Source organism: Streptomyces sp. NPDC054786, from assembly GCF_053611685.1.
In genome coordinates this window covers 70,494-92,130 of record NZ_JBSHAW010000038.1, presented here as the reverse complement: position 1 = coordinate 92,130, position 21,637 = coordinate 70,494, and the positions used below count along the sequence as shown (strand labels likewise).

Genomic DNA, 21,637 nt, shown 5'->3' with positions numbered 1-21,637 from the left:
GTCGGGCCGGGGGGGGTGGGGGTCCGGACTGCTGCGCTTTACGTCCGGACACCCACCCGCTCCGGCCCGTCCCCTCCCGTTGGGGGTGGGGGAAGGACGGTGGGGGTGTGCGTCTCTGGTCGAGCGCCCCGTTGGTCATGGGAACGCCTCCGCCCGCCGGCCTTGTCCCCACCTGTGAGGGGTGGGGCAAGGCCGGCGGGCGGAGGCGGTGGGGCTGTCGGCGGGAAACCGCCATGGCGGGGACGGCCGACTGCGTAGGAGGAGGATCAGACGGTCTCGGACACCCGGTCCACCGGGGCGGTGCCGTTCTCCGGGCTCTCGGCGGGCTTGGCCGGGCCGCCGCGCAGCGGTACCTCCTTGAGGAACCAGGCCGCGGCGAAGCCGACGATGCTGATCGCCGCGCCCCACAGGAAGACGTGGTGGGTGCCGGTGGCGACCGCGTGCGCGTAGGCGTCCTTGATCATCGGCGGGAGCTTGGCCAGCCCCTTCGGGTCCATCTGGGCCCCGCCGCTGGTCATCTTCTCGCCGGCCTTGCCGATCCGTTCGAGCATCGTGGACTGCACCTGGTGGGTGAAGATCGCGCCGAAGATCGCGACGCCGAAGGAGCCGCCGATCGTACGGAAGAGGGTGGCCGAGGACGAGCCGACGCCCATGTCCTTCATCTCGACGCTGTTCTGCGCGATCAGCATCGTGGTCTGCATCAGGAAGCCCATGCCGGCGCCGAGCACCGCCATGAAGACGCCCGAGGTGAAGCGTGTGGTGTCGGTGTCCATCAGGGACAGCAGGCTCAGGCCGACGGTGATCAGTGCGCCGCCGACCACCACGAAGATCTTGTACTTGCCCGTCTGGGTGGTGACCCGGCCCGCGAACAGGGACACGGCCATCATGGCGAGCAGCATCGGCAGCAGCAGCAGGCCGGAGTTGGTGGCCGAGGCGCCCTGCACGGTCTGCTGGAAGAGCGGCAGGAAGGTCATCGACCCGAACATCACGAAGCCGACGAGGAAGCCGATCAGGGTGACGAGGGAGAAGTTGCCGTTGCGGAAGATGTGCAGCGGCAGCACCGGCTCGCTGACCTTGCGCTCCACCAGCAGGAAGAGGGCGAGCGCGACCACGCCGAGGATGCCGAGGCCGACGATCTGGCCGGACAGCCAGTCGTACTCGGTGCCGCCCCAGGTGGTGATCAGCACCAGCGAGGTAATGCCGACGGTGAGCAGCGCGGCACCGACGTAGTCGATCCGGGTCTGCGACCGCTTCTTCGGCAGATGCAGCACCGCGGTCACCATGACCAGCGCGATCGCGCCGAGCGGCAGGTTGATGTAGAAGCTCCAGCGCCAGCCGAGGTGGTCGGTGATGCTGCCGCCGACCAGCGGTCCGCCGATCATGGCGACGGCCATGACACCGGCCATCATGCCCTGGTACTTGCCGCGCTCCCGCGGCGGAATCAGATCACCGATGATCGCCATGACGCCGACCATCAGACCACCCGCGCCCAGGCCCTGGACGGCGCGGAAGCCGATCAGCTGCCCCATGTCCTGCGCCATGCCGGACAGTGCCGAGCCGATCAGGAAGAGCACGATGGACGACAGGAAGACGCCCTTGCGCCCGTACATGTCGCCGAGCTTGCCCCAGATCGGCGTGGAGGCGGCGGTGGCGAGGGTGTACGCGGTGACGACCCAGGACAGGTGGTCCATCCCGCCCAGGTCACCGACGATCGTCGGCATCGCGGTGCCGACGATCATGTTGTCCAGCATCGCGAGCAGCATCGCGATCATCAGTGCGAAGAGCACCACCCGTACGCCGGGCGGCTGCTTGGCCGGCCCCGGATCCTGCACTGCTTCCGGTTTCGCCTTCACTGCCGTTTTCCGTCCGTCCCCCGTCGGGGTCGCATGCTGCGACTTCCCCATCACTCACTCCTACTTACTTGCCGCCCGGCTAGTTCAGTACAGTGATGAAGGTAAGCGGCAACTAGCCGGGCGTCAAGTAAGTTTCTCTGGTGCCCGGCTGGGCAGCCCTCTGACCAGTACCGACAACGCAGGAGAACACCATGAGCACACAGGCGCGCAGGGGAAACACCCGCCAGCGCATCCAGGACGTCGCTCTGGAGCTGTTCTCCGAACACGGCTACGACAAGACGTCACTGCGCGAGATCGCCGAAAAGCTGGAGGTCACGAAGGCGGCGCTCTACTACCACTTCAAGACCAAGGAAGACATCGTCATCAGCCTGTTCCAGGACCTGGGCAGGCCCATCGACGAGCTGATCGCCTGGGCCGAGGAGCAGCCGCGCACCCTGGAGACCAAGCAGGAGCTGATCCGCCGCTACAGCGAGTCGCTGCGCTCGGGCGAACCGCTCTTCCGCTTCATGCAGGAGAACCAGGCGGCGGTGCGCGATCTGAGCATCGGCGAGACCTTCAAATCGCGCATGCTGACGCTCTTCGGCCTGCTCAAGGAGCCCGAATCGGAGCTGACGGATCAGGTGCGCTGCATCACGGCACTGTTCTCCATGCATGCGGGCATGTTCGCGATGCAGCACGTGGAGGGCGACCCCGAGGAGAAGCGCAAGGCCATCCTCGAGGTCGCCACAGAACTGGTCACGGCGGCAAACCCGCCGCACCGCCGGCCAGCCCGGCCGGACTCAGCTCAGACGGCGTCGCCGTGAGCCCGCAGGAATCCGGTCGGCTCGATGCCCGACCCGTAGTTGGGGCCGGTGCGGACCTCGAAGTGCAGGTGGGGACCGGTGGAGTTACCTGTGCTGCCGGACAGGCCGATCTGCTGGCCGGTGCCGATCTGCTGGCCGACCTGGACCTGTATCTGTGACAGGTGCGCGTACTGGGTGTACGTGCCGTTGTCGTGCTGGATCACAATGGCGTTGCCGTACGCCGGGCCGTCGCCGCCACCGTTGGGGCCGGCCTTGACGACGGTGCCGTGGTGGACGGCCTTGACCGCGGTGCCGGTCGGCACGACGAAGTCCTGACCACTGTGCTTGTGCGACCAGTGGCTGCCGGCGATACCGAAGGGCTCGCCCAGGGAGTACTTGTTCACGGGCTTGACCCAGGCGTCGGCCTTCTTGGCCGCGTCCTGCTTGGCCTTGGCGGCGGCGGCCTTCGTGTCGGCCACGGACTTCACCTGCGCGTCGGCCTGCGCGGTCACGGCCGAACCGACGCCCGAGGTGAGGTTCTGCAGGCCCGCATCAGCGGCGGTGGCAATACCGGCACCCAGTGCGGCGGTAACGCCGACACCGGCGGCGACAACGGCGACGCGATTGCGCAGAGCGGACTTCTTCGAATTGCGGAGAGCGGCGAACTTCGACATGCGGGTTTCCTCCAGTGAATTGATTGGTTACCCGGCTGCGGACCGGGATCGCCATTCCTTGGTAACCCGCCTTCGCCGCCCCGCCAAGGGGCCTTTCTACTAACCCGGCCCGTACCGGAAGCCGAGTGAACGAGGTCCTTGCGCGCCCCTCGGAGTTCTACGCGAAACCCCCAAATCCGGACATCTTGCATGTCCTCGCGAGCGCGCCACACCCCCTTGAACAGGCCCTTCTCCCATATGGCACACGGGTGCCACATTCCCCCGCGCCACCACCGCCCACACCCCCCGCCAAGGAACCCGAAAACCCCGGAAGCTCCGCGCCCCACTTCCCCTAAATTCTTTAGTAGGCCCTGAATCGGCTGTGCGCCATGTCACCGATAATCAAGATCCAACCCCTTTCCGCGAGCCGTTTGGACACCCGATTCGATACCAGGAGCCTTTGCGGCCCGGCTTACTCGGACCTTTGTGACGCGGGTTACCCAGCCTTTGTGACCCGGATTACCCGGCCTTTGTGACGTGAGTTACCCGGCCTTTGTGACCTGAGTTACCCGGGTCCGCGAAATGTCCATATTGGGCGGGAATGGGGACACGTTTTCCGTGACCGCCGCCACACCCTTCCGTGCCTGCCACCCCCGCGTGCACCTGGCCGATCCGCACCCCGCCGCCCCGCCGGCCGCCCTGGCCTGGCCCGACGGCAGCACCGGCCACGGGGGAGGGCGGACCGCACGATGGACCCGTCAGCAGTGGGCATCCGACTCGCCTCCGGCGTGGTCGCCCCGCTCGTCAGGAAGCTCTTCGTCAAGGAGGGGCCCGGCGCCGGCCTGGTGAACGGGCCGGTACGGATATCCCGGCTGGTCACCTTCAAGGGCGAGAAGCGGACCCTCACCGACAAGGACCTGCACCAGCTCGCGAAGGAGCTGGTGCACCGGGCCGTACGGTCCGCGGGCCCCGGACACCTTCCTCACACGGCGTCCCTCCCCGCACCAAACTCACCCTCTCCCCCCGCCCCCGCACATAAGCTGGCCCGAAACACACCCCAACACCGTTGTCCCGCACCGCCGTTACGGGGAGCCCATGGATCCCACGAACATCGTCGCCCGCCTCACCCCGCATGTCGTCGATCCGCTGATCCGCAGGCTCTTCGTCGCCGACGGACCCGGCGCCGGGACGGTCGACCGGCCCGTCCGGATCTCCCGGCTGCTCTCGTTCACCGGCGAGAAACCGGTCCTGTCCGACGGGCAGCTGCACGGCCTTGCCGCGGCGCTCGTCGAGCGGGCGGCGGGGGCCACGACGGGCGTCGGGGAGCCGTCCGTCGCCGCCGCGCTGGCCCGCACCCTCCGCGCCCTCGCCGACCTCGACATGGACGATGTGGACGCCGCCCGCCTCCTCCCGGCCGAGTTCGCACGTCGCCTCTGCGCGGCCGTGCCCGGTGTCAACCGGCACCTGACCACTGACGAGGCCCGGCTGCACGGGCTGCTGCTGGACGTCGCCGCGCGGCACATCCTGTACCTCTTCACCCAGCGGTCGGCCTGTGTCGCCGCAACGCTCGTCGAGGAGACCCGTTTCCTCGCCGAGCTGATCCACGGACCGGGCGCTGCCGCTTCCCTGCCGTCGTCCGGCACGGCCGGGGAACCCGCCGCCCAGGAGCCCGCAGCCGGCGACGCCGCCTCCCCGGACACCGCTTTCGAGGCGCGCTACGCCCACAGCACCGCCACCCTCCACAACCACCTCACGATCTTCGGCATCGATCTCGCACACTCCCCCGACAGCTGGCCGCTCGACGCCGCCTATCTGGGGCTGGAGTGCGAGCCCGGCCCGCAGGACGCCGACGCCGCGGACCAGGACGACCCCCCGCTCCCCGCCGAACAGGCGCTGTCCGGCCGCGGGCAGGTCCTGGTCCGCGGGGTGGCCGGGGCGGGCAAGACGACCCTGCTGCAGTGGCTGGCGGTCGCCACCTCCCGCGATGAGCTGCCCGAGGCGCTGGCGGGGCTGCGCGGCCGGGTGCCGTTCCTGCTGCCCGTACGCCGCTTCGCCCGCGAAGGGCTGCCCTCTCCCGGCACCTTTCTGAGCGCTGTCGGCTACGGGGACGCCGCGGCGGCGCCGGACGGCTGGACGGAGCGGGTGCTCGAAGCGGGCCGTGCGCTGCTGCTGATCGACGGGATCGACGAGGCCCCCGAGAGCGACCGCGAGCAGGTGCGCCGCAAGCTCCGCGAGTGGACCCTGCGCTATCCCGGCAACGTCTGGATCGTCACCTCCCGGCCGTCCGCGGTCCCCGGCAACTGGCTCGCCGGCGAGGGGTTCAGCGAGCTGTCGCTGGCCCCGATGAACCGCGAGGACGTCGCCGCGTTCATCCAGCGCTGGCACCGTGCCGCGGCCCAGCAGAGCCCGGCCGACCTCGACCGGCTCGGCCACTACGAGCGGACCCTCCTCAATGCCGTTCGGATCACCCGAGATCTGGGACGGCTGGCGACCAATCCGCTGATGTGCGGGCTGCTGTGCGCGCTGCACCGCGACCGCCGGGGCTATCTGCCCAACGGCCGCAAGGAGCTCTACGACGCGGCGCTGTCGATGCTGCTGGAGCGCCGGGACCGGGAGCGGGCCATGGCGGCCACCGACGGGGTCGAGCTGACCCGGCAGCCCAAGATCCAGCTGCTGCAGAAGCTCGCCCAGTGGATGCTGGTCAACGGGCGCTCGGAAATGGACCGGGCGACCGCGGTCGACACCCTCGCCCGGCACCTGCCCGCGATCCCGGACGCGGCCCGCCAGGGCGGTCCGGAGGACGTCTACCGGCATCTGCTCAACCGCACGGGACTGCTGCGCGAGCCCACCCCCGGCACCCTCGACTTCGTGCACCGCACCTTCCAGGACTATCTGGCCGCCCGTGCGACGGTGCAGCGGCACGATTTCCGGCTGCTGCTCGACCATGCCCACCACGACGACTGGGAGGACGTCATCCGGATGGCCGTGGCCCTGGCCCGTCCCGATGAGTGCGCGGCCCTCCTGGACGGGCTGCTCGCCCCGCACCCCGGCGTACGCGCCGCCGAGGCCCGGCACCGCAAGCTGCTCGCGGCAGCCTGTCTGGAGCACGCCACCGAGCTGGATCCGGCGGTCCGGGCGCGGGTGCAGCGCTTCACCCGCGACATGGTGCGGCCCAGCACCCCGTCCGCGGCCCGCGCCCTGGGCTGGATAGGGCCGATCGTGCTGGAGATGCTGCCCGACCCCGCCCATGTCTCCGACCGCGAGGCCTATCTCCTCGCGATCACCGCCACCTCGATCGCCGACGACATGGCGATCGACTATCTGACGGGCCTGCGCGACCGGGCGCATCACGAGGTGCGGGCGCAGCTCGCCGGGGCCTGGCGACACCATGACACCGCCCGCTACGCCCGCGAGATCATCGCCCATCTCGAACCGGCCGAGCTGTACTTTCCGGTCTCCGACCTGGAGGAGCTGCATGCGCTGCGCCGGCTGGGCGGGCGCCCGCATCTGCGGATCGCCGGGCCTTTCACCCCGGACCAGCTCATCGAGGGCATTGCGCCGGCCGAGGGCCTGACCCGGTTGTGGCTCGCCTACGACCTGGGCGTTTCGATGGAGTGGCTGTCCGCCTTTCCGAATCTGGACACGCTGCGCATCGGCCGTCGTATTCCACCGGTGCGTGGTGTTCCCGAAGGAATCAGCGTCGTTCAGATGTAGCGGGAGGCCTTCGGCGACGTTGTCCAGAAACGGCCGAAAATGACCTAGCAATTACGCAGCTGTATTTCTTCGCCGCATACAGAACTGCCCCGGAACCGTGAGAAACGATTCCGGGGCAGTGCCGTTTGCGCTGATACGGCGGTGCCGCTCAGGCGTCCTTGCTCAGGTTCGGACCCGAACCGCCGGCCGTGGACTCGATCGGCGGGGCGTCCGGCAGCGCCGACTTCTCCTCGCCGCGGAAGGTGAACTTTGCGGTGTCACCCTCGCCCTCGACATCGACGACCACGATGTGGCCCGGACGCAGCTCGCTGAAGAGGATCTTCTCCGAGAGGGCGTCCTCGATCTCGCGCTGGATCGTGCGGCGCAGCGGACGGGCGCCGAGCACCGGGTCGTACCCGCGCTTGGCCAGCAGCGACTTGGCCTCGCTGCTGAGCTCGATGCCCATGTCGCGGTCCTTGAGCCGCTCGTCCACCTTGGCGATCATGAGGTCGACGATCTGGATGATGTCGTCCTCGGTCAGCTGGTGGAAGACGACGGTGTCGTCGACACGGTTGAGGAACTCGGGGCGGAAGTGCTGCTTGAGCTCTTCGTTGACCTTGTTCTTCATCCGCTCGTAGCTGGACTTGCTGTCGCCCTGGGCCGCGAAGCCCAGGTTGAAGCCCTTGGAGATGTCCCGCGTGCCGAGGTTGGTCGTCATGATGATGACCGTGTTCTTGAAGTCCACGACCCGGCCCTGGGAGTCGGTCAGCCGACCGTCCTCCAGGATCTGCAGCAGCGAGTTGAAGATGTCCGGGTGGGCCTTCTCGACCTCGTCGAAGAGCACGACGGAGAACGGCTTGCGGCGCACCTTCTCGGTGAGCTGGCCGCCCTCTTCGTAGCCGACGTAGCCGGGAGGCGAACCGAACAGCCGCGAGACCGTGTGCTTCTCGCTGAACTCCGACATGTCGAGGGAGATCAGCGCGTCCTCGTCGCCGAACAGGAACTCCGCCAGCGTCTTGGACAGCTCCGTCTTACCGACACCGGACGGGCCGGCGAAGATGAACGAGCCTCCGGGACGCTTGGGGTCCTTCAGGCCGGCCCGCGTACGGCGGATGGCCTGGGAGAGCGCCTTGATGGCGTCCTTCTGGCCGATGACGCGCTTGTGCAGCTCGTCTTCCATCCGCAGCAGCCGCGAGGACTCCTCCTCGGTGAGCTTGAAGACCGGGATGCCGGTGGCCGTCGCCAGAACCTCGGCGATCAGCTCCTCGTCCACCTCGGCGACGACGTCCATGTCGCCGGCCTTCCACTCCTTCTCCCGCTTCGCCTTCGCGGCCAGGAGCTGCTTCTCCTTGTCGCGCAGGCCCGCGGCCATCTCGAAGTCCTGCGAGTCGATCGCGGACTCCTTCTCCCGGCGCACATCGGCGATCTTCTCGTCGAATTCGCGCAGGTCCGGCGGCGCGGTCATCCGGCGGATCCGCATCCGGGAGCCGGCCTCGTCGATCAGGTCGATCGCCTTGTCCGGCAGGAAGCGGTCGGAGATGTACCGGTCGGCGAGGGTGGCCGCAGCGACCAGCGCGGAGTCCGTGATGGAGACGCGGTGGTGCGCTTCGTAGCGGTCCCGCAGACCCTTGAGGATCTCGATGGTGTGCGGGAGCGACGGCTCCGCGACCTGGATCGGCTGGAAGCGGCGCTCCAGGGCCGCGTCCTTCTCCAGGTGCTTGCGGTACTCGTCGAGCGTGGTGGCACCGATGGTCTGCAGCTCGCCTCGCGCCAGCATGGGCTTGAGGATGCTCGCGGCGTCGATCGCGCCCTCGGCGGCGCCCGCACCCACCAGGGTGTGGAGCTCGTCGATGAACAGGATGATGTCGCCGCGGGTGCGGATCTCCTTGAGCACCTTCTTCAAGCGCTCTTCGAAGTCACCCCTGTAGCGGGAGCCGGCGACCAGGGCACCGAGGTCGAGGGTGTAGAGGTGCTTGTCCTTGAGGGTCTCGGGCACCTCGCCCTTGACGATGGCCTGCGCCAGGCCCTCGACGACCGCCGTCTTGCCGACGCCGGGCTCGCCGATGAGGACCGGGTTGTTCTTGGTACGGCGGGACAGGACCTGCATGACCCGCTCGATTTCCTTCTCGCGCCCGATGACCGGGTCGAGCTTGGTCTCGCGAGCGGCCTGCGTCAGGTTGCGGCCGAACTGGTCCAGGACGAGGGAGGTCGAGGGCGTGCCCTCGGCGGGGCCGCCGGCCGTGGCGGCTTCCTTGCCCTGGTAGCCGGAGAGCAGCTGGATGACCTGCTGCCGCACCCGGTTGAGATCGGCGCCCAGCTTCACCAGGACCTGGGCGGCGACGCCCTCGCCCTCGCGGATCAGGCCGAGCAGGATGTGCTCCGTACCGATGTAGTTGTGGCCGAGCTGGAGGGCCTCGCGGAGCGAAAGCTCCAGGACCTTCTTGGCACGAGGGGTGAAGGGAATGTGCCCGGACGGGGCCTGCTGGCCCTGGCCGATGATCTCCTCCACCTGCTGGCGGACCGCCTCGAGCGAAATCCCGAGGCTCTCCAGGGCCTTAGCGGCGACACCCTCACCCTCATGGATCAGGCCCAGGAGGATGTGCTCGGTGCCGATGTAGTTGTGGTTGAGCATCCGGGCTTCTTCCTGAGCCAGGACGACAACCCGCCGCGCACGGTCGGTGAACCTCTCGAACATCGTTAATCGCTCCTCAGAGCGGTCAGGCAGTTAGGGGTCGGTCCCCTCCCTGTCCTTCCGCATGCTAGTCCCGCGGGGCGGGACAGCTCATTCCAACTGCCGACACCCGTCCGGATCACCCCCGCTCCGGCGGGGAAATTTACTGCCGAACAGCTGACATCTGCTCCAACTCGATGGTGCGAGACGATGTTCCCGCAGGCCAGGCATATACGCCCTCTGCTACTACGCCCGTGGCGAACGCGCGCTGTACCGACACGCCGTCCGCCACCGGCCCTCAGCCGGGGAGAAGCGCCTCGGGCGCCGGTCACACCGTCTCTTCCCACTGAGACTGTCTTACCCGCAGGCACTGACACTCCATGCGGCGCAGGGCCCTTCCATCCGCTACGGGCGAACATCCGCACACCACGGAATACGCCCCCGCGCCCTTTGGTGTGGGTACGGTGCGTATCCATGTCTCCACCCAGCGTAACTTCCCGGCATTTCGGCAGTTGCACCGGGCATGCCCCGCGTGCTTCCGCGCCCCCGCAGCCCCCTCGCCACGGTTCGCCGCTGGTACGAGGACGAGCTGGGCTGGCCGACCACCGGAACGGGGCCGGTGGAGCTGCTGACCGGGCTGCGTTTCGATGTCCTGGAGATGCCGGCCGATGCGGGAAGCGCCGTATTGCGGCGACTGCCGCGCACCGGCCCCGTGGCACTCCTTCGGGCCGGATGCGACGGGAAACACCCGGGTGATCGGCCGAAATTGCTCATGCTCATCGCGGCGGGCGGCGCGGAAGAACTTCCGGGAATCCTGGAATGGCTGGAGTGGGGCGCACTCGCAGCGGATCTCACGACGCGTGGGACCGGAGACCGGATGCCCGCACCGGCGTTCCCCGGCGGCACAGCACTGTCATACGGATTCGGCTCGCGGGAGGCCGCGGGATGGGTGCGGCCTCCCCGGCCCGGGTACGAGGCGGAGAATTCCCTGCCCACCACGGGGTTCGGGACAGGAATCGGGGACGTTGGGGGCGCCCCCGACCTCGTACGGCTCGTGAGCGCAGCAGCGACCGAGTGCCACCGTGCCCGGTTGTGGCGTGCTCGTAATGCCCAATCGGACCGCGCGTACGGCGATCAGCCGTTGGCCTTCTCGAATGCCTCACGAATGTCGGCGGGGACGCGGCCACGGTCATTGACGTTGTAGCCGTTCTCCTTCGCCCAGGCGCGGATCTTCGCAGTGTCCTGGCTGCTGCCGGAAGCCGCGGCACGCGACTTGCCACGGCCCGAAGAAGCGCGGCCACCGGTACGGCGACCCGCCTTCACGAAGTCGGCAAGCGAGTCACGCAGCTTCGCCGCGTTGCCGTCGGAGAGGTCGATCTCGTAGGACTTGCCGTCGAGAGCGAACGTCACCGTCTCGTCCGCCTCGCCACCGTTGAGGTCATCGACAAGAAGAACCTGAACCTTCTGTGCCACCGGTTTCCCTTTCATCGAATGCGGATTACGACGGAAAGCAAACCGCTTTTCCGGGAAAAACACAAACCCTTGGGTAGGGTTCACTTGCCCGCAGACCGGGGAACGCATGCTTCCGTAGCCATGAGATAGGGGAGCGATTCGGACATAGAACACTCATCACAGGTGCAGAAGCATCCGGCTGTTACCCAGGGTGTTGGGCTTCACTCGTTCGAGGCCCAGGAACTCCGCAACGCCCTCGTCATAGGAACGCAGCAGCTCACTGTAGACATCACCGTCTACCGGGGCTTCGCCGATCTCTACGAAGCCGTGCTTGGTGAAGAAGTCGACTTCGAAGGTGAGACAGAAAATGCGCCGCACTCCGAGCCAGCTCGCAGTGCGCAGCAGCTTGTCCAGGACTTGGTGGCCGACACCTGATCCCTTCAGTCGCGGATCCACGGCCAGGGTGCGGACCTCCGCGAGGTCTTCCCACATGACGTGGAGTGCTCCGCAGCCGACGACCTCGGCGTCTTCGTCGCGCTCCGCCACCCAGAACTCCTGGATGTCCTCGTAAAGCGTGACGGTGGCTTTGTCGAGCAGGATCCCGTCACGTGAGTAGGCGTCGATGAGGTGGCGTACGGCCGGCACATCACCGGTCCTGGCGCGCCGGACGGTGAGGCCTTTTGAATGCGGAGGCATGCCGGGACGCTATCGCCCGTTGCCGGTGGCACTCGCCCCGGGTTCATCCCCTTCGGCCGATCCGGCTTCCCCGGCGCCTTCCGGAGCTGCTTCTGCTTCGCCTTCTTCCGCGGGCGCGGCCTCTTCGGGCTCTTGTGCAGGTTGTTCCGCGGCTTCCGCCGGTTCGTCGACCTGCACCATCCGTACGGCATCACGCAGGGCCTGTCGCTGTTCCGGCGACATCATGCCGAAGAAGGCCACAAGAGCGGCCGCGGGGTTGTCGCTGGCGGACCAGGCTTCGTTCATCAGTGCGGCGGCGTAGGCGGCGCGAGTGGAGACCGCCTCATATCGATAGGCGCGGCCTTCTGCTTCGCGGCGCACCCAGCCCTTCTGATGGAGGTTGTCCAATACGGTCATGACCGTGGTGTAGGCGATCGACCGTTCCTTCTGCAGATCTTCCAGGACTTCTCGAACGGTGACCGGGCGGTTCCACTCCCAGACCCGCGTCATGACCGCGTCTTCCAGATCACCCAAGCGTCTCGGCACACAAGAACAATAGTGGGAGATGTCGCGAATGCCCGTTGATCTCGTTGCGTTTGGGCCGGAAAAACGATGTACGGCCCGGGACGATCAATCCCGGGCCGTACCGTGCGCGCGGGCCGCCGAAAGGGCGGCGGGCGGATCAGGCGTGGTGCGCCGTGGGCTCCTGGCCGGCGGATTCGGCGCGGGACAGCGCGGCGTCCACGGCGGCGTCCTCCTTGGCCTTGTTCGCCCCGCCCTGGCTCTTGATGATCGTCACGATCAGAGCGGTGAAGGCGCCGGCCATCACTACGGGCGGGAGCAGCGCTGCGACGTAATCCATGGCGTACGGCCTCCTTTGGGGCGTGAGATTCCAGAGTACGCAGCGCTCAGGCGGTGCGGCTCTCGGGGGGCGGGGCGGGCCTGCGGCGGGGCGGGAAGACCTCGCCCGGTGTGGGGATGGGCCGGTCCGGCCGCGGAGTCTTCGGCTGCGGCGCCGGCGCGGGCTCCGGTTTGCGCTCGGGTTTCTTCGGCTCCCGCTCGGGCTCCGGCTCCCGCCCGCTGCGGGCGGCTGAGCGGCCGCCTGGCAGTGCGCGGAGCCGGGTCCGTACGGATTGTTCGGCCAGCTGCTCGCAGTGGCGCAGCAGGGCGCTGCGGCGTTCGCGCTCGGCCGCGCCGACGGGCCGCACGGCCAGTGAGCGCAGGGCGGCGAGGTCGTCGGGGCCCGGGACATGGCCGGCTGCCAGCGCCTCGGTCAGCTGTGCGAGGTAGCCGGCGGCCGAGCCGGGCAGGGCTTCGCGGTATCGGGTGAGGTCGGCGAGCAGGAAGGCGCGCAGTCGGCCACCTTCGCGGACCGCCTCGTCGACCGCCTCGGCCAGCCGGAGATATTCCTGGATGTCCTGTGACCACTCGGGGCCGAGAGCGCCGAGCGGGGCGGGGTGGGACGTCGTCTGCAGGGCATGGGCGAGGGCGCGACGGAGCACACGCAACTCATCGGCGCTGAACGCCATGCCGCCGCGGGTTCCGTTTGGCGTTGGCATGTGGCGACTTTACGACCGTTTCCGACAAAAGCCGCTTAATTCGTGAACGATGGCGCGGCAGCGAGCCGCGCCACCGGGTGTCCGGTGCCGGAAACGGCTCTGCCGGGCGAGGTGCCACTACGGCCCGCGCCGCTCCCGTGCAGGCCCGCGAGGGCCACTACGACCTGGCGATGTTCCGCTCGTAGACCAGCCGCAGTCCGATGAGGGTGAGCCACGGCTCGTGCGCGTCGATCACCGATGACTCGCCGAGCACCATCGGTGCCAGCCCGCCGGTGGCGATCACGGTCACCTCGTCCGGGTCGTCGGCCAGCTCGCGTGCCATCCGCTGCACCACGCCGTCGACCTGGCCGGTGAAGCCGTAGAGGATGCCGGACTGCATGGCCTCCACGGTGTTCTTGCCGATGACGCTGCGCGGCCGGGCCAGTTCGATCTTGCGGAGCTGGGCGCCCTTGACGCCCAGCGCGTCCACGGAGATCTCGATGCCCGGAGCGATCACGCCGCCGACGTACTCGCCGCGCGCACTGACCGCGTCGAAGGTGGTGGCCGTGCCGAAGTCGACGACCACCGCGGGGCCGCCGTAGAGCTCGACGGCCGCCAGGGCGTTGATGATCCGGTCGGCGCCGACCTCCTTGGGGTTGTCCATGAGGATCGGCACGCCCGTCTTGACGCCCGGCTCCACCAGGACGGCAGGGACGTCGCCGTAGTAGCGGCGGGTGACCTCGCGCAGCTCGTGCAGGACGGAGGGCACCGTGGAGCAGATGGAGATGCCCTCGATGCCGTCGCCCAGGTCGTCGCCGAGCAGCGGGTGCATGCCCATCAGGCCCTGGAGGAGGACGGCAAGCTCGTCGGCGGTGCGCCGGGCGTCGGTGGAGATCCGCCAGTGCTCGACGATCTCCTCGCCGTCGAAGAGGCCGAGCACGGTGTGGGTGTTTCCCACGTCAATGGTCAGCAGCATGGCGGTCAGCTGTCCTCGCGCACGTCGTCGTCCGCACCCCGAGCGCCCTGTCCGTCGTCCTCGCGCAGGTCGAGGCCGATGTCGAGGATCGGGGAGGAGTGCGTGAGCGCGCCCACCGCGAGGTAGTCGACGCCGGTCTCGGCGTAGGTGCGGGCGTTGTCCAGCGTCAGCCGGCCCGACGACTCCAGCATGGCGCGCCCGGCGACCAGCTCCACGGCCTCGCGGGTCTGCTCCGGGGTGAAGTTGTCCAGCAGGATCAGATCGGCGCCCTCGGCGAGGATCGGCGGGATCTGGTCGATCCGGTCGACCTCCACCTCGATCGGCACACCGGGGAACTCGGCCCGTACGGCCGTGAACGCCGCGGCGATGCCGCCCGCCGCGACCACGTGGTTGTCCTTGATCAGCGCCGCGTCCGACAGCGACATCCGGTGGTTGACGCCGCCGCCGCAGCGCACCGCGAACTTCTCCAGGGCGCGCAGCCCCGGCGTCGTCTTGCGGGTGTCACGGACCTTGGCCTTCGTCCCGTCGAGCACATCGGCCCAGGCCCGGGTCGTGGTCGCGATGCCCGACAGGCGGCACAGGATGTTCAGCGCGCTGCGTTCGGCGGTGAGCAGATCGCGGGTGCGGGTGGTGACGCTCAGCAGCGGGGTGCCGGCCGCGACCCGGTCGCCGTCCTCGACATGCCGCTCGACCGCGAACTCGTCGGTGCACACGATGGACAGCACGGCCTCGGCGATCCGCAGCCCGGCGACCGTTCCGGCCTCACGGGCCGTGAAGTCGCCGGTGGCGACCGCGTCCTCGGGGACGGTGGCCACGGTCGTGATGTCCACGCCCTGGTCGAGGTCCTCCTCGATGGCGAGGTGCGCGATGTCCTCGACCTGTACGGGGTCGAGCCCGGCGGCCACCAGGAGCGCGGCCAGGTCGGGGTCGAGGCCGCAGGTCAGCGGGTCGAGCTCGTACGCGCCCTCCTCGCCGCCGCTGCAGCCGCAGCCGTCGCCGCAGCCTTCGGCGGAGGCGCCGCCGGTGGGCCCGCCGATCTGGAGGAGGGGGAGGTCGTCGCGGGTGCTGCTCACGGGCTGGGCTCCGTATTCGGGGAGGAGTGGGGCGGGGGGTTGCGGGGGTCCGTCTTGGCGGGCGGGGGGATCGACGGTCCGGTGGTCGTCGGTGGACCGGCGGTCATCGGGGGACGGGCAGTCATGGGCGGATCGGGGGTCAGGGGGCCGTGGTCGGCGGGAAGTCGTGGGTCACCGTCGTCCGGAGGGTCAGCGCGCGGTCCGCGTCCAGCGTGATGCGGAAGTGCCGGCGCCAGGAAGCATCGTCCCGGTCCGGGTGGTCCTCGCGCCAATGGCAGCCGCGGGTCTCCGCACGGCGCTGTGCCGCAGCGACCAGCACCCGGGCGACGCACAGGAGGTTGGTGGCCTCCCAGGCTTCCACGCCGGGCTCGGGGGGCTTGCGTTCGGCGGGGGCTTCGGTGCTCCCGGTGCTCCCGGTGACGGTCCCGGCCGCCTCGCGGTGGAGGCGGTCCAGTTCGGCGGCGGCACGGGCGAGGCTCTCGGCGCTGCGCAGCACGCCGGCTCCGGCGGTCATGATCCGCTGCACAGCGGTACGGGTCTCGGGGGCGAGAAGCGGAAGGGTGGTGCGGGGGGCGGACGGGACGGACGGGGTGGACGGAGCGGATGGGGCCGACGCCGGGGCGTGGCTTGCGGAGCCGTCCGCGGCATTGCCGTCCTGGTTCACGGGCGCGGCGGTCGCCGGGCCGTCCGGGGCGCCGCTCGCGGCAACGTCCCGAGCAATGTCCGAGGCGACGTCCGAAGCAATATCCGAAGCGATCCGCTCCGCGAAGACCAGGCCCTCCAGGAGGGAGTTGGAGGCGAGCCGGTTGGCGCCGTGGACGCCGGTGCAGGCGACCTCACCGCATGCGTAGAGGCCCGGGACGGTGGTGCGCCCGCGCAGATCGGTGCGTACGCCGCCGGAGGCGTAGTGCGCGGCCGGGGCGACCGGTATCGGCTCGGTGACCGGGTCGACGCCATGGCTGCGGCAGGCGGCGAGAATGGTCGGAAAGCGGTTCTCCCACATCTGCGCGCCGAAGTGCCGGCCGTCCAAATACATGTGCTCGACGCCCTGTTCGTGCGCCCGGCTCATGATCGCCTTGGCGACGATGTCGCGCGGCGCCAGCTCGGCGAGTTCATGCCGGCCGGCCATGAAGCGGGTGCCGTCGGCGTCGACGAGGTGTGCGCCCTCGCCCCGTACGGCCTCGGAGATCAGCGGCTGCTGGCCCTCCGCTTCCGGGCCCAAATACAGGACGGTGGGGTGGAATTGGACGAATTCCAGGTCGGAGACCTCCGCGCCGGCGCGCAACGCCAGGGCCACCCCGTCGCCGGTGGAGACCGCCGGGTTGGTCGTCGCGGAGAAGACCTGCCCCATGCCCCCGGTGGCGAGCACCACCGCCGGGGCGTGTACGGCCCCGACACCGTCGTGCTGGCCCTCCCCCATGACGTGCAGGGTGACGCCGGACGTATGGCCGTTGTCGTCCGTGAGCAGGTCGAGGACGAGTGCGTTCTCGACGGTGCGCAGCCCGGCGGCGCGGACCGCCTCGACGAGCGCGCGGGAGATCTCGGCCCCGGTGGCGTCACCGCCGGCGTGCGCGATACGGCGGCGGTGGTGGCCGCCTTCGCGGGTGAGCGCTATCTCGTCGCTGCCCGGGTCGGTGTCGAAGCGGGCGCCGGTGCGGATCAGCCGGTGCACGGCGTCCGGGCCCTCGGTGACCAGGGTCCGTACGGCCGTCTCGTCGCACAGTCCGGCGCCTGCCACGAGGGTGTCGGCCAGATGCTGCTCCGGGGTGTCGCCGTCGCCGAGCGCCGCCGCGATACCGCCCTGCGCCCAGCGCGTGGAGCCGTCGTCCAGGCGGGCCTTGGTGACGACGACGGTGCGGCGGCCGGCCGCGGCGCAGCGCAGCGCGGCGGTCAGCCCGGCCACCCCGGAGCCGACGACCACGACGTCCGCTTCGATGGACCAGCCGGGGGCGGGGGCCTTCAGGCGTATGCCGGTGCCCGATGCGGGGGCGGGGCCGGTGCCTGTTCCGGTGGCGGTCATCGGGTCGCTCCGAGGGGGCCTTGGGGGGTGGTTGGGGGTGTGGCGGGTGTGGCGAGCGCTGCGTGTGTCGTGGAGGTGACGGAGGGAGCGGAAGCGGCGGAAGTGGCCGCGTCCGCAGCGTCCGTGGTGGTGCCGTGCGTGGTGGTGCCGTCCTGGTGGGCGGCCGTCGCCTCCGGTCGTCCGGCTCTGAAGACGAGACGGATGTTGTCGATGAGTCGCGTGCCGCCGACCTTGGCGGCGACCGCGAGGATGGCCTCGCCCTCGTACCCGTCCGGGATCTCGGTGAAATCGGACGGGTCGACCAGCGCCAGGTAGTCCAGGGTGAGCGGCGGGTCGAGGCGGGCCGCGTCCTCCAGCACCGCCTGGGCCGCGGCCCGGGCCACGGACGGACCGAGCAGGGGTCCCGCGGCGGCGTAGGCGACGGCGTGTGCGTCGGCGGCGGCCCGGTCCTCGCCGAGGGCGGCCAGGGCCGCGGAACGGTGCTGTGCCGCGTGGCCCACGGAGGCGGCGCGGGCGCGCAGCGCCTCCTCGGCGGCGAGCCGGTCGCGGGCCGCGAACAGCGCCGCCGACAGCGCGAGCGCGGTGCTCCGCTCCGGGGCCGAGAGGTAGCGGTTGCGGCTGGAGAGGGCGAGGCCGTCCTCCTCGCGCACCGTGGGGACCCCGATGATCTCGACGGGGAAGTTGAGGTCAGCGGCCATCCGCGTGATGACCGCGAGCTGCTGGGCGTCCTTCTGCCCGAAGAAGGCGAGGTCCGGCGCCGTCAGATGCAGCAGTTTGGCGACGACGGTCAGTACGCCGTCGAAGTGGCCGGGGCGGCTGGCGCCTTCCAGGAGCGTGCCCATGGGGCCCGCGGCGATCCGGATCTGCGGTTCGCCGCCCGGGTAGACCTCGTCGACGGACGGGGCGAAGACCGCGTCCGCGCCCGCCGCGGTGGCCAGCTCGGCATCCGCGTCCAGGGTGCGCGGATAGCGGTCCAGGTCCTCCCCGGCGCCGAACTGCAGCGGATTGACGAAGACCGTGACGACGACCTGGCCCTGCGGGCCGACCCGGCGACGGGCGGCGCGGATCAAGGTGGCGTGGCCCTCGTGCAGTGCGCCCATGGTCATGACCACGGCGCGGGAGCCGGCGCGGCGGGGCAGGTCGCGGAGGGCGGCGGCGGTGTGGACGAGGTGGGCGGGGCGGCTCGCGCCGACGGACCTGGCGTGGTGGCTCGGGTCCACGGGCCGGGCCTGGTCGCTGGAATCCACGGGATGGTCCGGGTCGCTCGAATCCACGGGATGGGCCGAGTCGCTCGAATCCACGGGATGGGCCGAGTCGCTCGAATCCACGGGATGGGCCAGCTCCGGGCTCAGCGGCGAGGAGGTCATCGGTCGCCTCCCTCGGGGCCGTGGTCGGGGGCGTCAGGGTCGTCGGGGGCCTTGTCGGGGCTGTCGGGGTCCGGGCCGGCGGCGTCGCGGTTCGGGCCGGGGCCGTCGTGGGCGGAGCTGCCCGGTGCGGGCCCGGGGCCGTCGCCGGAGTCGGCGAGCACATCGAGGAGGTCCTCGGCCAGTTCCGGCTTCAGCAGACCGTGGTCCATGGCCCGGTCCGCGGTCGTACGGGCCATGGCGACATAGCCTGCGACACTCTGCGGCGCATGCCGGCGGAGCTCCGCGATATGGGCGGCGACTGTGCCGGCGTCGCCCCGTGCGACCGGGCCGGTCAGCGCCGCGTCACCGGACCGCAGGGCGTTGTCCAGGGCGGCGCCGAGCAGTGGCCCCAGCATCCGGTCCGGGGCCTGCACACCCGCGTCCCGCAGCAGATCCATCGACTGGGCCACGAGCGTGACCAGGTGGTTTGCGCCGATGGCGAGCGCCGCGTGGTAGAGCGGACGCGCTGATTCCGCGATCCACTCGGGCTCCCCGCCCATCTCGATGACCAGCGCTTCGGCGGCCATCCGCAGCTCGTCCGGCGAGGTCACACCGAACGAGCAGCCGGCCAGCCGCTGGACGTCCACGGAGGTGCCGGTGAACGTCATGGCCGGATGCAGGGCGAGTGGCAGGGCGCCGGCGCGGGTGGCCGGGTGCAGCACAGCGGTTCCGTACCGGCCCGAGGTGTGCACCAGCAGCTGGCCGGGCCGTACGGCGCCGGTCTCGGCGAGGCCGCTCACCAGGTCGGCCAGGGCGTCGTCGGGGACGGTCAGCAGAACGAGGTCGGCGCGGGCGAGCACCTCGGCCGGGGTGACCAGCGGGACGTCGGGCAGCAGCTCGGCGGCGCGTCGTACGGAGGCGTCGGAGACGCCCGACACGGCGACCGGGCGATGCCCTGCGAGCTGCAAGGAAACGGCGAGGGCGGGCCCGACACGACCCGCGCCGACGACTCCGACCGTGAGCCGGGCGGGGCGGTCCTGGGCCTCGATGGGTGGCATTGCATTCACGCGGCGATGGCCTTCCGTTCCAGTCCGCGGGGGGTACCGGACGATTCCTGGCCATGCTACGCGAGTGTTTCCGGCGGCCTTCAGAGCTGTACGGAAGGTGAGACGGGGGTCTCACACGAGTTATCCACAGGGGTCGCGGTTCAGCGCGGGCCTGAGCCATGCTCGGTGCAGCGACGCACACAAGGCGTGCGAGAAACAGCAGCCAGGGGGCCATGTGAAGCGCATCAGGGAAGCGGACGAAGGCGTCACGGACGCGGGTTCGCGAGAAGCGTCGGGTGGCGATGCGGGTCGTCGTTCCGATGACGCTTCGAGCGGGGCGGCGCCGGACGGTGCGAGCGGGGCCTCCGGGGGCGCCTCGGGTGTCGCTCCTGCGGAGGCGAGTGCCGCGGCGGCCGAGCGGGCGCGGAGACTGGCTGCCTTGCGCGGCGCGGAGCGCAGGCTGCCGGGAGACTCATACCTGGAGACGATCCGCGAGCGGCTGGACCGCTTGGTGGCCGGCGCTCCGGCCGTCTACGACCTGGACAACCGGCCTGACTTCTACGGCAACGACGACGGCATGATCGGCGAGCTGGAACGCCGGACCGCCGACACCCTGGGCACCGAGGCCGCCGCCTTCTTCCCGACCGGCACGATGGCCCAGCAGGTGGCGCTGCGCTGCTGGGCGGGGCGTACGGGCAACGCAACGGTCGCCGGCCATCGGCTGTCGCATCTTGAGGTGCACGAGCGCGACGCCTATGCGGTGGTCAGCGGGCTGCGCATGGTGCATCCGACGAACGCTCCGCGGCTGCCGACCGCCGGGGAGGTCTACGACCTGGCGGAGCCGTTCGGCGCCCTCGCACTCGAACTCCCGCTCCGGAATGCCGGATTCGTACTGCCGTCGTGGGACGAGTTGACGGCGGTGGTGGCGGCGGCGCGGGACCGTGATGCGGTAGTGCACTTCGACGGCGCGCGGCTGTGGGAGTGCGGCCCGCACTTCGGCCGTACGCTCCCGGAGATCGCGGCCCTCGCGGACAGCGTGTACGTCTCCTTCTACAAGTCGCTGGACGGCATATCGGGCGCCGCGCTCGCGGGCAGCGAGGACTTCATCGAGGAAGCGCGGACCTGGCGGCACCGCTACGGCGGCCAGCTGTTCCAGCAGTGGCCGGCCGCGCTGGCCGCCCTGATCGGCCTGGACCGTGAGCTGCCACGACTGCCGGAGTACGTGGCCCAGGCGAAGGTGGTGGCCCGCGCGCTGGGCGAGGGCCTGGCCGAGGCCGGTGTCCCGTGGTTCAGGGTGCACCCGGAGGAGCCGCACACCCATCAGTTCCAGGTGTGGCTGCCGCACCCGCCCGCGCTGCTCGACGAGGCCGCCGTGCGCCAGGCGGAGGAGACCGGGACGGCGCTGTTCCAGAGATGGTTCGAGCCCACCCCGGCCGGACCGCCCGGGGTGGCACTTACAGAGGTGACGGTTGCCGCGTCCGCCATGGACTGGAAAGAGGGCGAAGTGCGGGCGGCCGTCAGGGAGTTCGTGGAGTTCGTGGGCCGCGTTGAGGGGTGAGGGCCAGGACAACGGACCGGAGATTCCGGAGAGCGGGCCTCGGGTGCGGGGCGGGCTCGGGGCGGGCTCGGGGCGGGCTACTCAGGCTCGGCGCCGGCTACGGCCTTACAGCGGGGCTCAGGCTGGGCGCCGGTCGGCGCCGGCTACGGCCTTATAGCGGCGCACAGGCTGGGCGCCGGCCCGGCGCGGGCTACGGCCTTGCGTCGGAGTGAAGCCTCGGCGCGGGCCGAGGGGTGACGCCGGGGCGGTCGGTGGGGGTGGGCGCCGGGGCTTGGGCTGAGGTGGGTACGGAGGGGTGGGG

At 70.3% G+C, this 21,637-nt stretch carries 17 protein-coding genes and 1 pseudogene; 5 read left to right on the top strand and 13 right to left on the bottom strand.

Features of this window, described 5'->3' with window-relative positions; translation table 11 throughout:
* Nucleotides 1-266: 266 nt before the first annotated feature.
* Nucleotides 267-1,904 (bottom strand): MDR family MFS transporter, encoded by a 1,638-nt coding sequence (locus tag ACWGI6_RS28730; RefSeq protein ID WP_453270195.1) that lies wholly within the window; start codon nt 1,902-1,904, stop codon nt 267-269.
* 140 nt (nt 1,905-2,044) lie between these two features.
* On the opposite strand from ACWGI6_RS28730, the gene ACWGI6_RS28725 reads away from it, so the two are divergent.
* Nucleotides 2,045-2,656 (top strand): TetR/AcrR family transcriptional regulator, encoded by a 612-nt coding sequence (locus ACWGI6_RS28725; RefSeq protein WP_453270194.1) that lies wholly within the window; start codon nt 2,045-2,047, stop codon nt 2,654-2,656.
* Here ACWGI6_RS28725 and ACWGI6_RS28720 read toward each other — a convergent pair.
* The gene (locus ACWGI6_RS28720) at nt 2,638-3,309 is read right to left on the bottom strand and encodes a M23 family metallopeptidase (RefSeq protein ID WP_393909164.1); all 672 of its coding nucleotides are present in this window, start codon (nt 3,307-3,309) and stop codon (nt 2,638-2,640) included. The genes ACWGI6_RS28725 and ACWGI6_RS28720 overlap by 19 nt on opposite strands.
* Before the next feature lie 728 nt (nt 3,310-4,037).
* Here ACWGI6_RS28720 and ACWGI6_RS28715 point away from each other — a divergent pair.
* Nucleotides 4,038-4,280, top strand: a pseudogene (locus ACWGI6_RS28715) (NACHT N-terminal Helical domain 1-containing protein); the annotation flags it as partial.
* A gap of 103 nt (nt 4,281-4,383) precedes the next feature.
* Entirely contained in the window at nt 4,384-7,002 is a 2,619-nt protein-coding gene (locus ACWGI6_RS28710; RefSeq protein WP_453270193.1) for an NACHT domain-containing protein, read from the top strand.
* 148 nt (nt 7,003-7,150) lie between these two features.
* Here ACWGI6_RS28710 and ACWGI6_RS28705 read toward each other — a convergent pair whose 3' ends face one another.
* Nucleotides 7,151-9,676 (bottom strand): ATP-dependent Clp protease ATP-binding subunit, encoded by a 2,526-nt coding sequence (locus tag ACWGI6_RS28705; RefSeq protein ID WP_453270192.1) that lies wholly within the window; start codon nt 9,674-9,676, stop codon nt 7,151-7,153.
* A 499-nt stretch (nt 9,677-10,175) separates the two neighbouring features.
* Between ACWGI6_RS28705 and ACWGI6_RS28700 the strand changes: the two genes are divergently transcribed.
* Entirely contained in the window at nt 10,176-10,856 is a 681-nt protein-coding gene (locus tag ACWGI6_RS28700) for an SCO3374 family protein (protein WP_393909168.1), read from the top strand.
* Here ACWGI6_RS28700 and ACWGI6_RS28695 read toward each other — a convergent pair.
* From ACWGI6_RS28695 to ACWGI6_RS28650, 10 genes are all read right to left on the bottom strand, one after another.
* Nucleotides 10,787-11,125, bottom strand: a complete 339-nt coding sequence (locus ACWGI6_RS28695) for a histone-like nucleoid-structuring protein Lsr2 (protein ID WP_393909246.1) — start codon at nt 11,123-11,125, stop codon at nt 10,787-10,789. The genes ACWGI6_RS28700 and ACWGI6_RS28695 overlap by 70 nt on opposite strands.
* A 156-nt stretch (nt 11,126-11,281) precedes the next feature.
* Nucleotides 11,282-11,800 (bottom strand): amino-acid N-acetyltransferase, encoded by a 519-nt coding sequence (locus ACWGI6_RS28690; protein WP_393909169.1) that lies wholly within the window; start codon nt 11,798-11,800, stop codon nt 11,282-11,284.
* 9 nt (nt 11,801-11,809) lie between these two features.
* Nucleotides 11,810-12,289, bottom strand: coding sequence for a BlaI/MecI/CopY family transcriptional regulator (locus ACWGI6_RS28685; RefSeq protein WP_453270201.1), 480 nt, complete (start codon nt 12,287-12,289; stop codon nt 11,810-11,812).
* A gap of 172 nt (nt 12,290-12,461) precedes the next feature.
* Nucleotides 12,462-12,641: a hypothetical protein gene (locus ACWGI6_RS28680; protein ID WP_393909170.1), complete on the bottom strand. Its 180-nt coding sequence runs from the start codon at nt 12,639-12,641 to the stop codon at nt 12,462-12,464.
* 46 nt (nt 12,642-12,687) lie between these two features.
* On the bottom strand, nt 12,688-13,308 hold the full coding sequence (locus ACWGI6_RS28675; protein WP_453270200.1) for a hypothetical protein: 621 nt from the start codon (nt 13,306-13,308) through the stop codon (nt 12,688-12,690).
* A gap of 187 nt (nt 13,309-13,495) precedes the next feature.
* Entirely contained in the window at nt 13,496-14,293 is a 798-nt protein-coding gene (locus ACWGI6_RS28670) for a type III pantothenate kinase (protein WP_453270191.1), read from the bottom strand.
* A gap of 5 nt (nt 14,294-14,298) precedes the next feature.
* Nucleotides 14,299-15,366 carry a carboxylating nicotinate-nucleotide diphosphorylase gene (nadC, locus tag ACWGI6_RS28665; protein ID WP_453270190.1) on the bottom strand — a complete coding sequence of 356 codons (1,068 nt, stop codon included), beginning with the start codon at nt 15,364-15,366 and terminating at the stop codon, nt 14,299-14,301.
* A gap of 139 nt (nt 15,367-15,505) precedes the next feature.
* Nucleotides 15,506-17,386 carry an L-aspartate oxidase gene (locus ACWGI6_RS28660; protein WP_453270189.1) on the bottom strand — a complete coding sequence of 627 codons (1,881 nt, stop codon included), beginning with the start codon at nt 17,384-17,386 and terminating at the stop codon, nt 15,506-15,508.
* Nucleotides 17,383-18,606 (bottom strand): pantoate--beta-alanine ligase, encoded by a 1,224-nt coding sequence (gene panC / locus ACWGI6_RS28655; RefSeq protein ID WP_453270199.1) that lies wholly within the window; start codon nt 18,604-18,606, stop codon nt 17,383-17,385. The genes ACWGI6_RS28660 and panC overlap by 4 nt, the downstream gene beginning before the upstream one ends.
* Before the next feature lie 143 nt (nt 18,607-18,749).
* Nucleotides 18,750-19,790, bottom strand: a complete 1,041-nt coding sequence (locus tag ACWGI6_RS28650; protein WP_453270198.1) for a Rossmann-like and DUF2520 domain-containing protein — start codon at nt 19,788-19,790, stop codon at nt 18,750-18,752.
* A 418-nt stretch (nt 19,791-20,208) separates the two neighbouring features.
* Here ACWGI6_RS28650 and ACWGI6_RS28645 point away from each other — a divergent pair, with 418 nt between their 5' ends.
* Nucleotides 20,209-21,336 carry a threonine aldolase family protein gene (locus ACWGI6_RS28645; RefSeq protein ID WP_453270197.1) on the top strand — a complete coding sequence of 376 codons (1,128 nt, stop codon included), beginning with the start codon at nt 20,209-20,211 and terminating at the stop codon, nt 21,334-21,336.
* Nucleotides 21,337-21,637: the final 301 nt, after the last annotated feature.

Coding starts and splice junctions, on each gene's coding strand:
- ACWGI6_RS28730 (WP_453270195.1), bottom strand. CDS start 1,904: ATGGGGAAGTCGCAGCATGCGACCCCGACGGGGGACGGACGGAAAACG.
- ACWGI6_RS28725 (WP_453270194.1), top strand. CDS start 2,045: ATGAGCACACAGGCGCGCAGGGGAAACACCCGCCAGCGCATCCAGGAC.
- ACWGI6_RS28720 (WP_393909164.1), bottom strand. CDS start 3,309: ATGTCGAAGTTCGCCGCTCTCCGCAATTCGAAGAAGTCCGCTCTGCGC.
- ACWGI6_RS28710 (WP_453270193.1), top strand. CDS start 4,384: ATGGATCCCACGAACATCGTCGCCCGCCTCACCCCGCATGTCGTCGAT.
- ACWGI6_RS28705 (WP_453270192.1), bottom strand. CDS start 9,676: ATGTTCGAGAGGTTCACCGACCGTGCGCGGCGGGTTGTCGTCCTGGCT.
- ACWGI6_RS28700 (WP_393909168.1), top strand. CDS start 10,176: ATGCCCCGCGTGCTTCCGCGCCCCCGCAGCCCCCTCGCCACGGTTCGC.
- ACWGI6_RS28690 (WP_393909169.1), bottom strand. CDS start 11,800: ATGCCTCCGCATTCAAAAGGCCTCACCGTCCGGCGCGCCAGGACCGGT.
- ACWGI6_RS28685 (WP_453270201.1), bottom strand. CDS start 12,289: ATGACGCGGGTCTGGGAGTGGAACCGCCCGGTCACCGTTCGAGAAGTC.
- ACWGI6_RS28680 (WP_393909170.1), bottom strand. CDS start 12,641: ATGGATTACGTCGCAGCGCTGCTCCCGCCCGTAGTGATGGCCGGCGCC.
- ACWGI6_RS28675 (WP_453270200.1), bottom strand. CDS start 13,308: ATGGCGTTCAGCGCCGATGAGTTGCGTGTGCTCCGTCGCGCCCTCGCC.
- ACWGI6_RS28670 (WP_453270191.1), bottom strand. CDS start 14,293: ATGCTGCTGACCATTGACGTGGGAAACACCCACACCGTGCTCGGCCTC.
- ACWGI6_RS28660 (WP_453270189.1), bottom strand. CDS start 17,386: ATGACCGCCACCGGAACAGGCACCGGCCCCGCCCCCGCATCGGGCACC.
- ACWGI6_RS28650 (WP_453270198.1), bottom strand. CDS start 19,790: ATGCCACCCATCGAGGCCCAGGACCGCCCCGCCCGGCTCACGGTCGGA.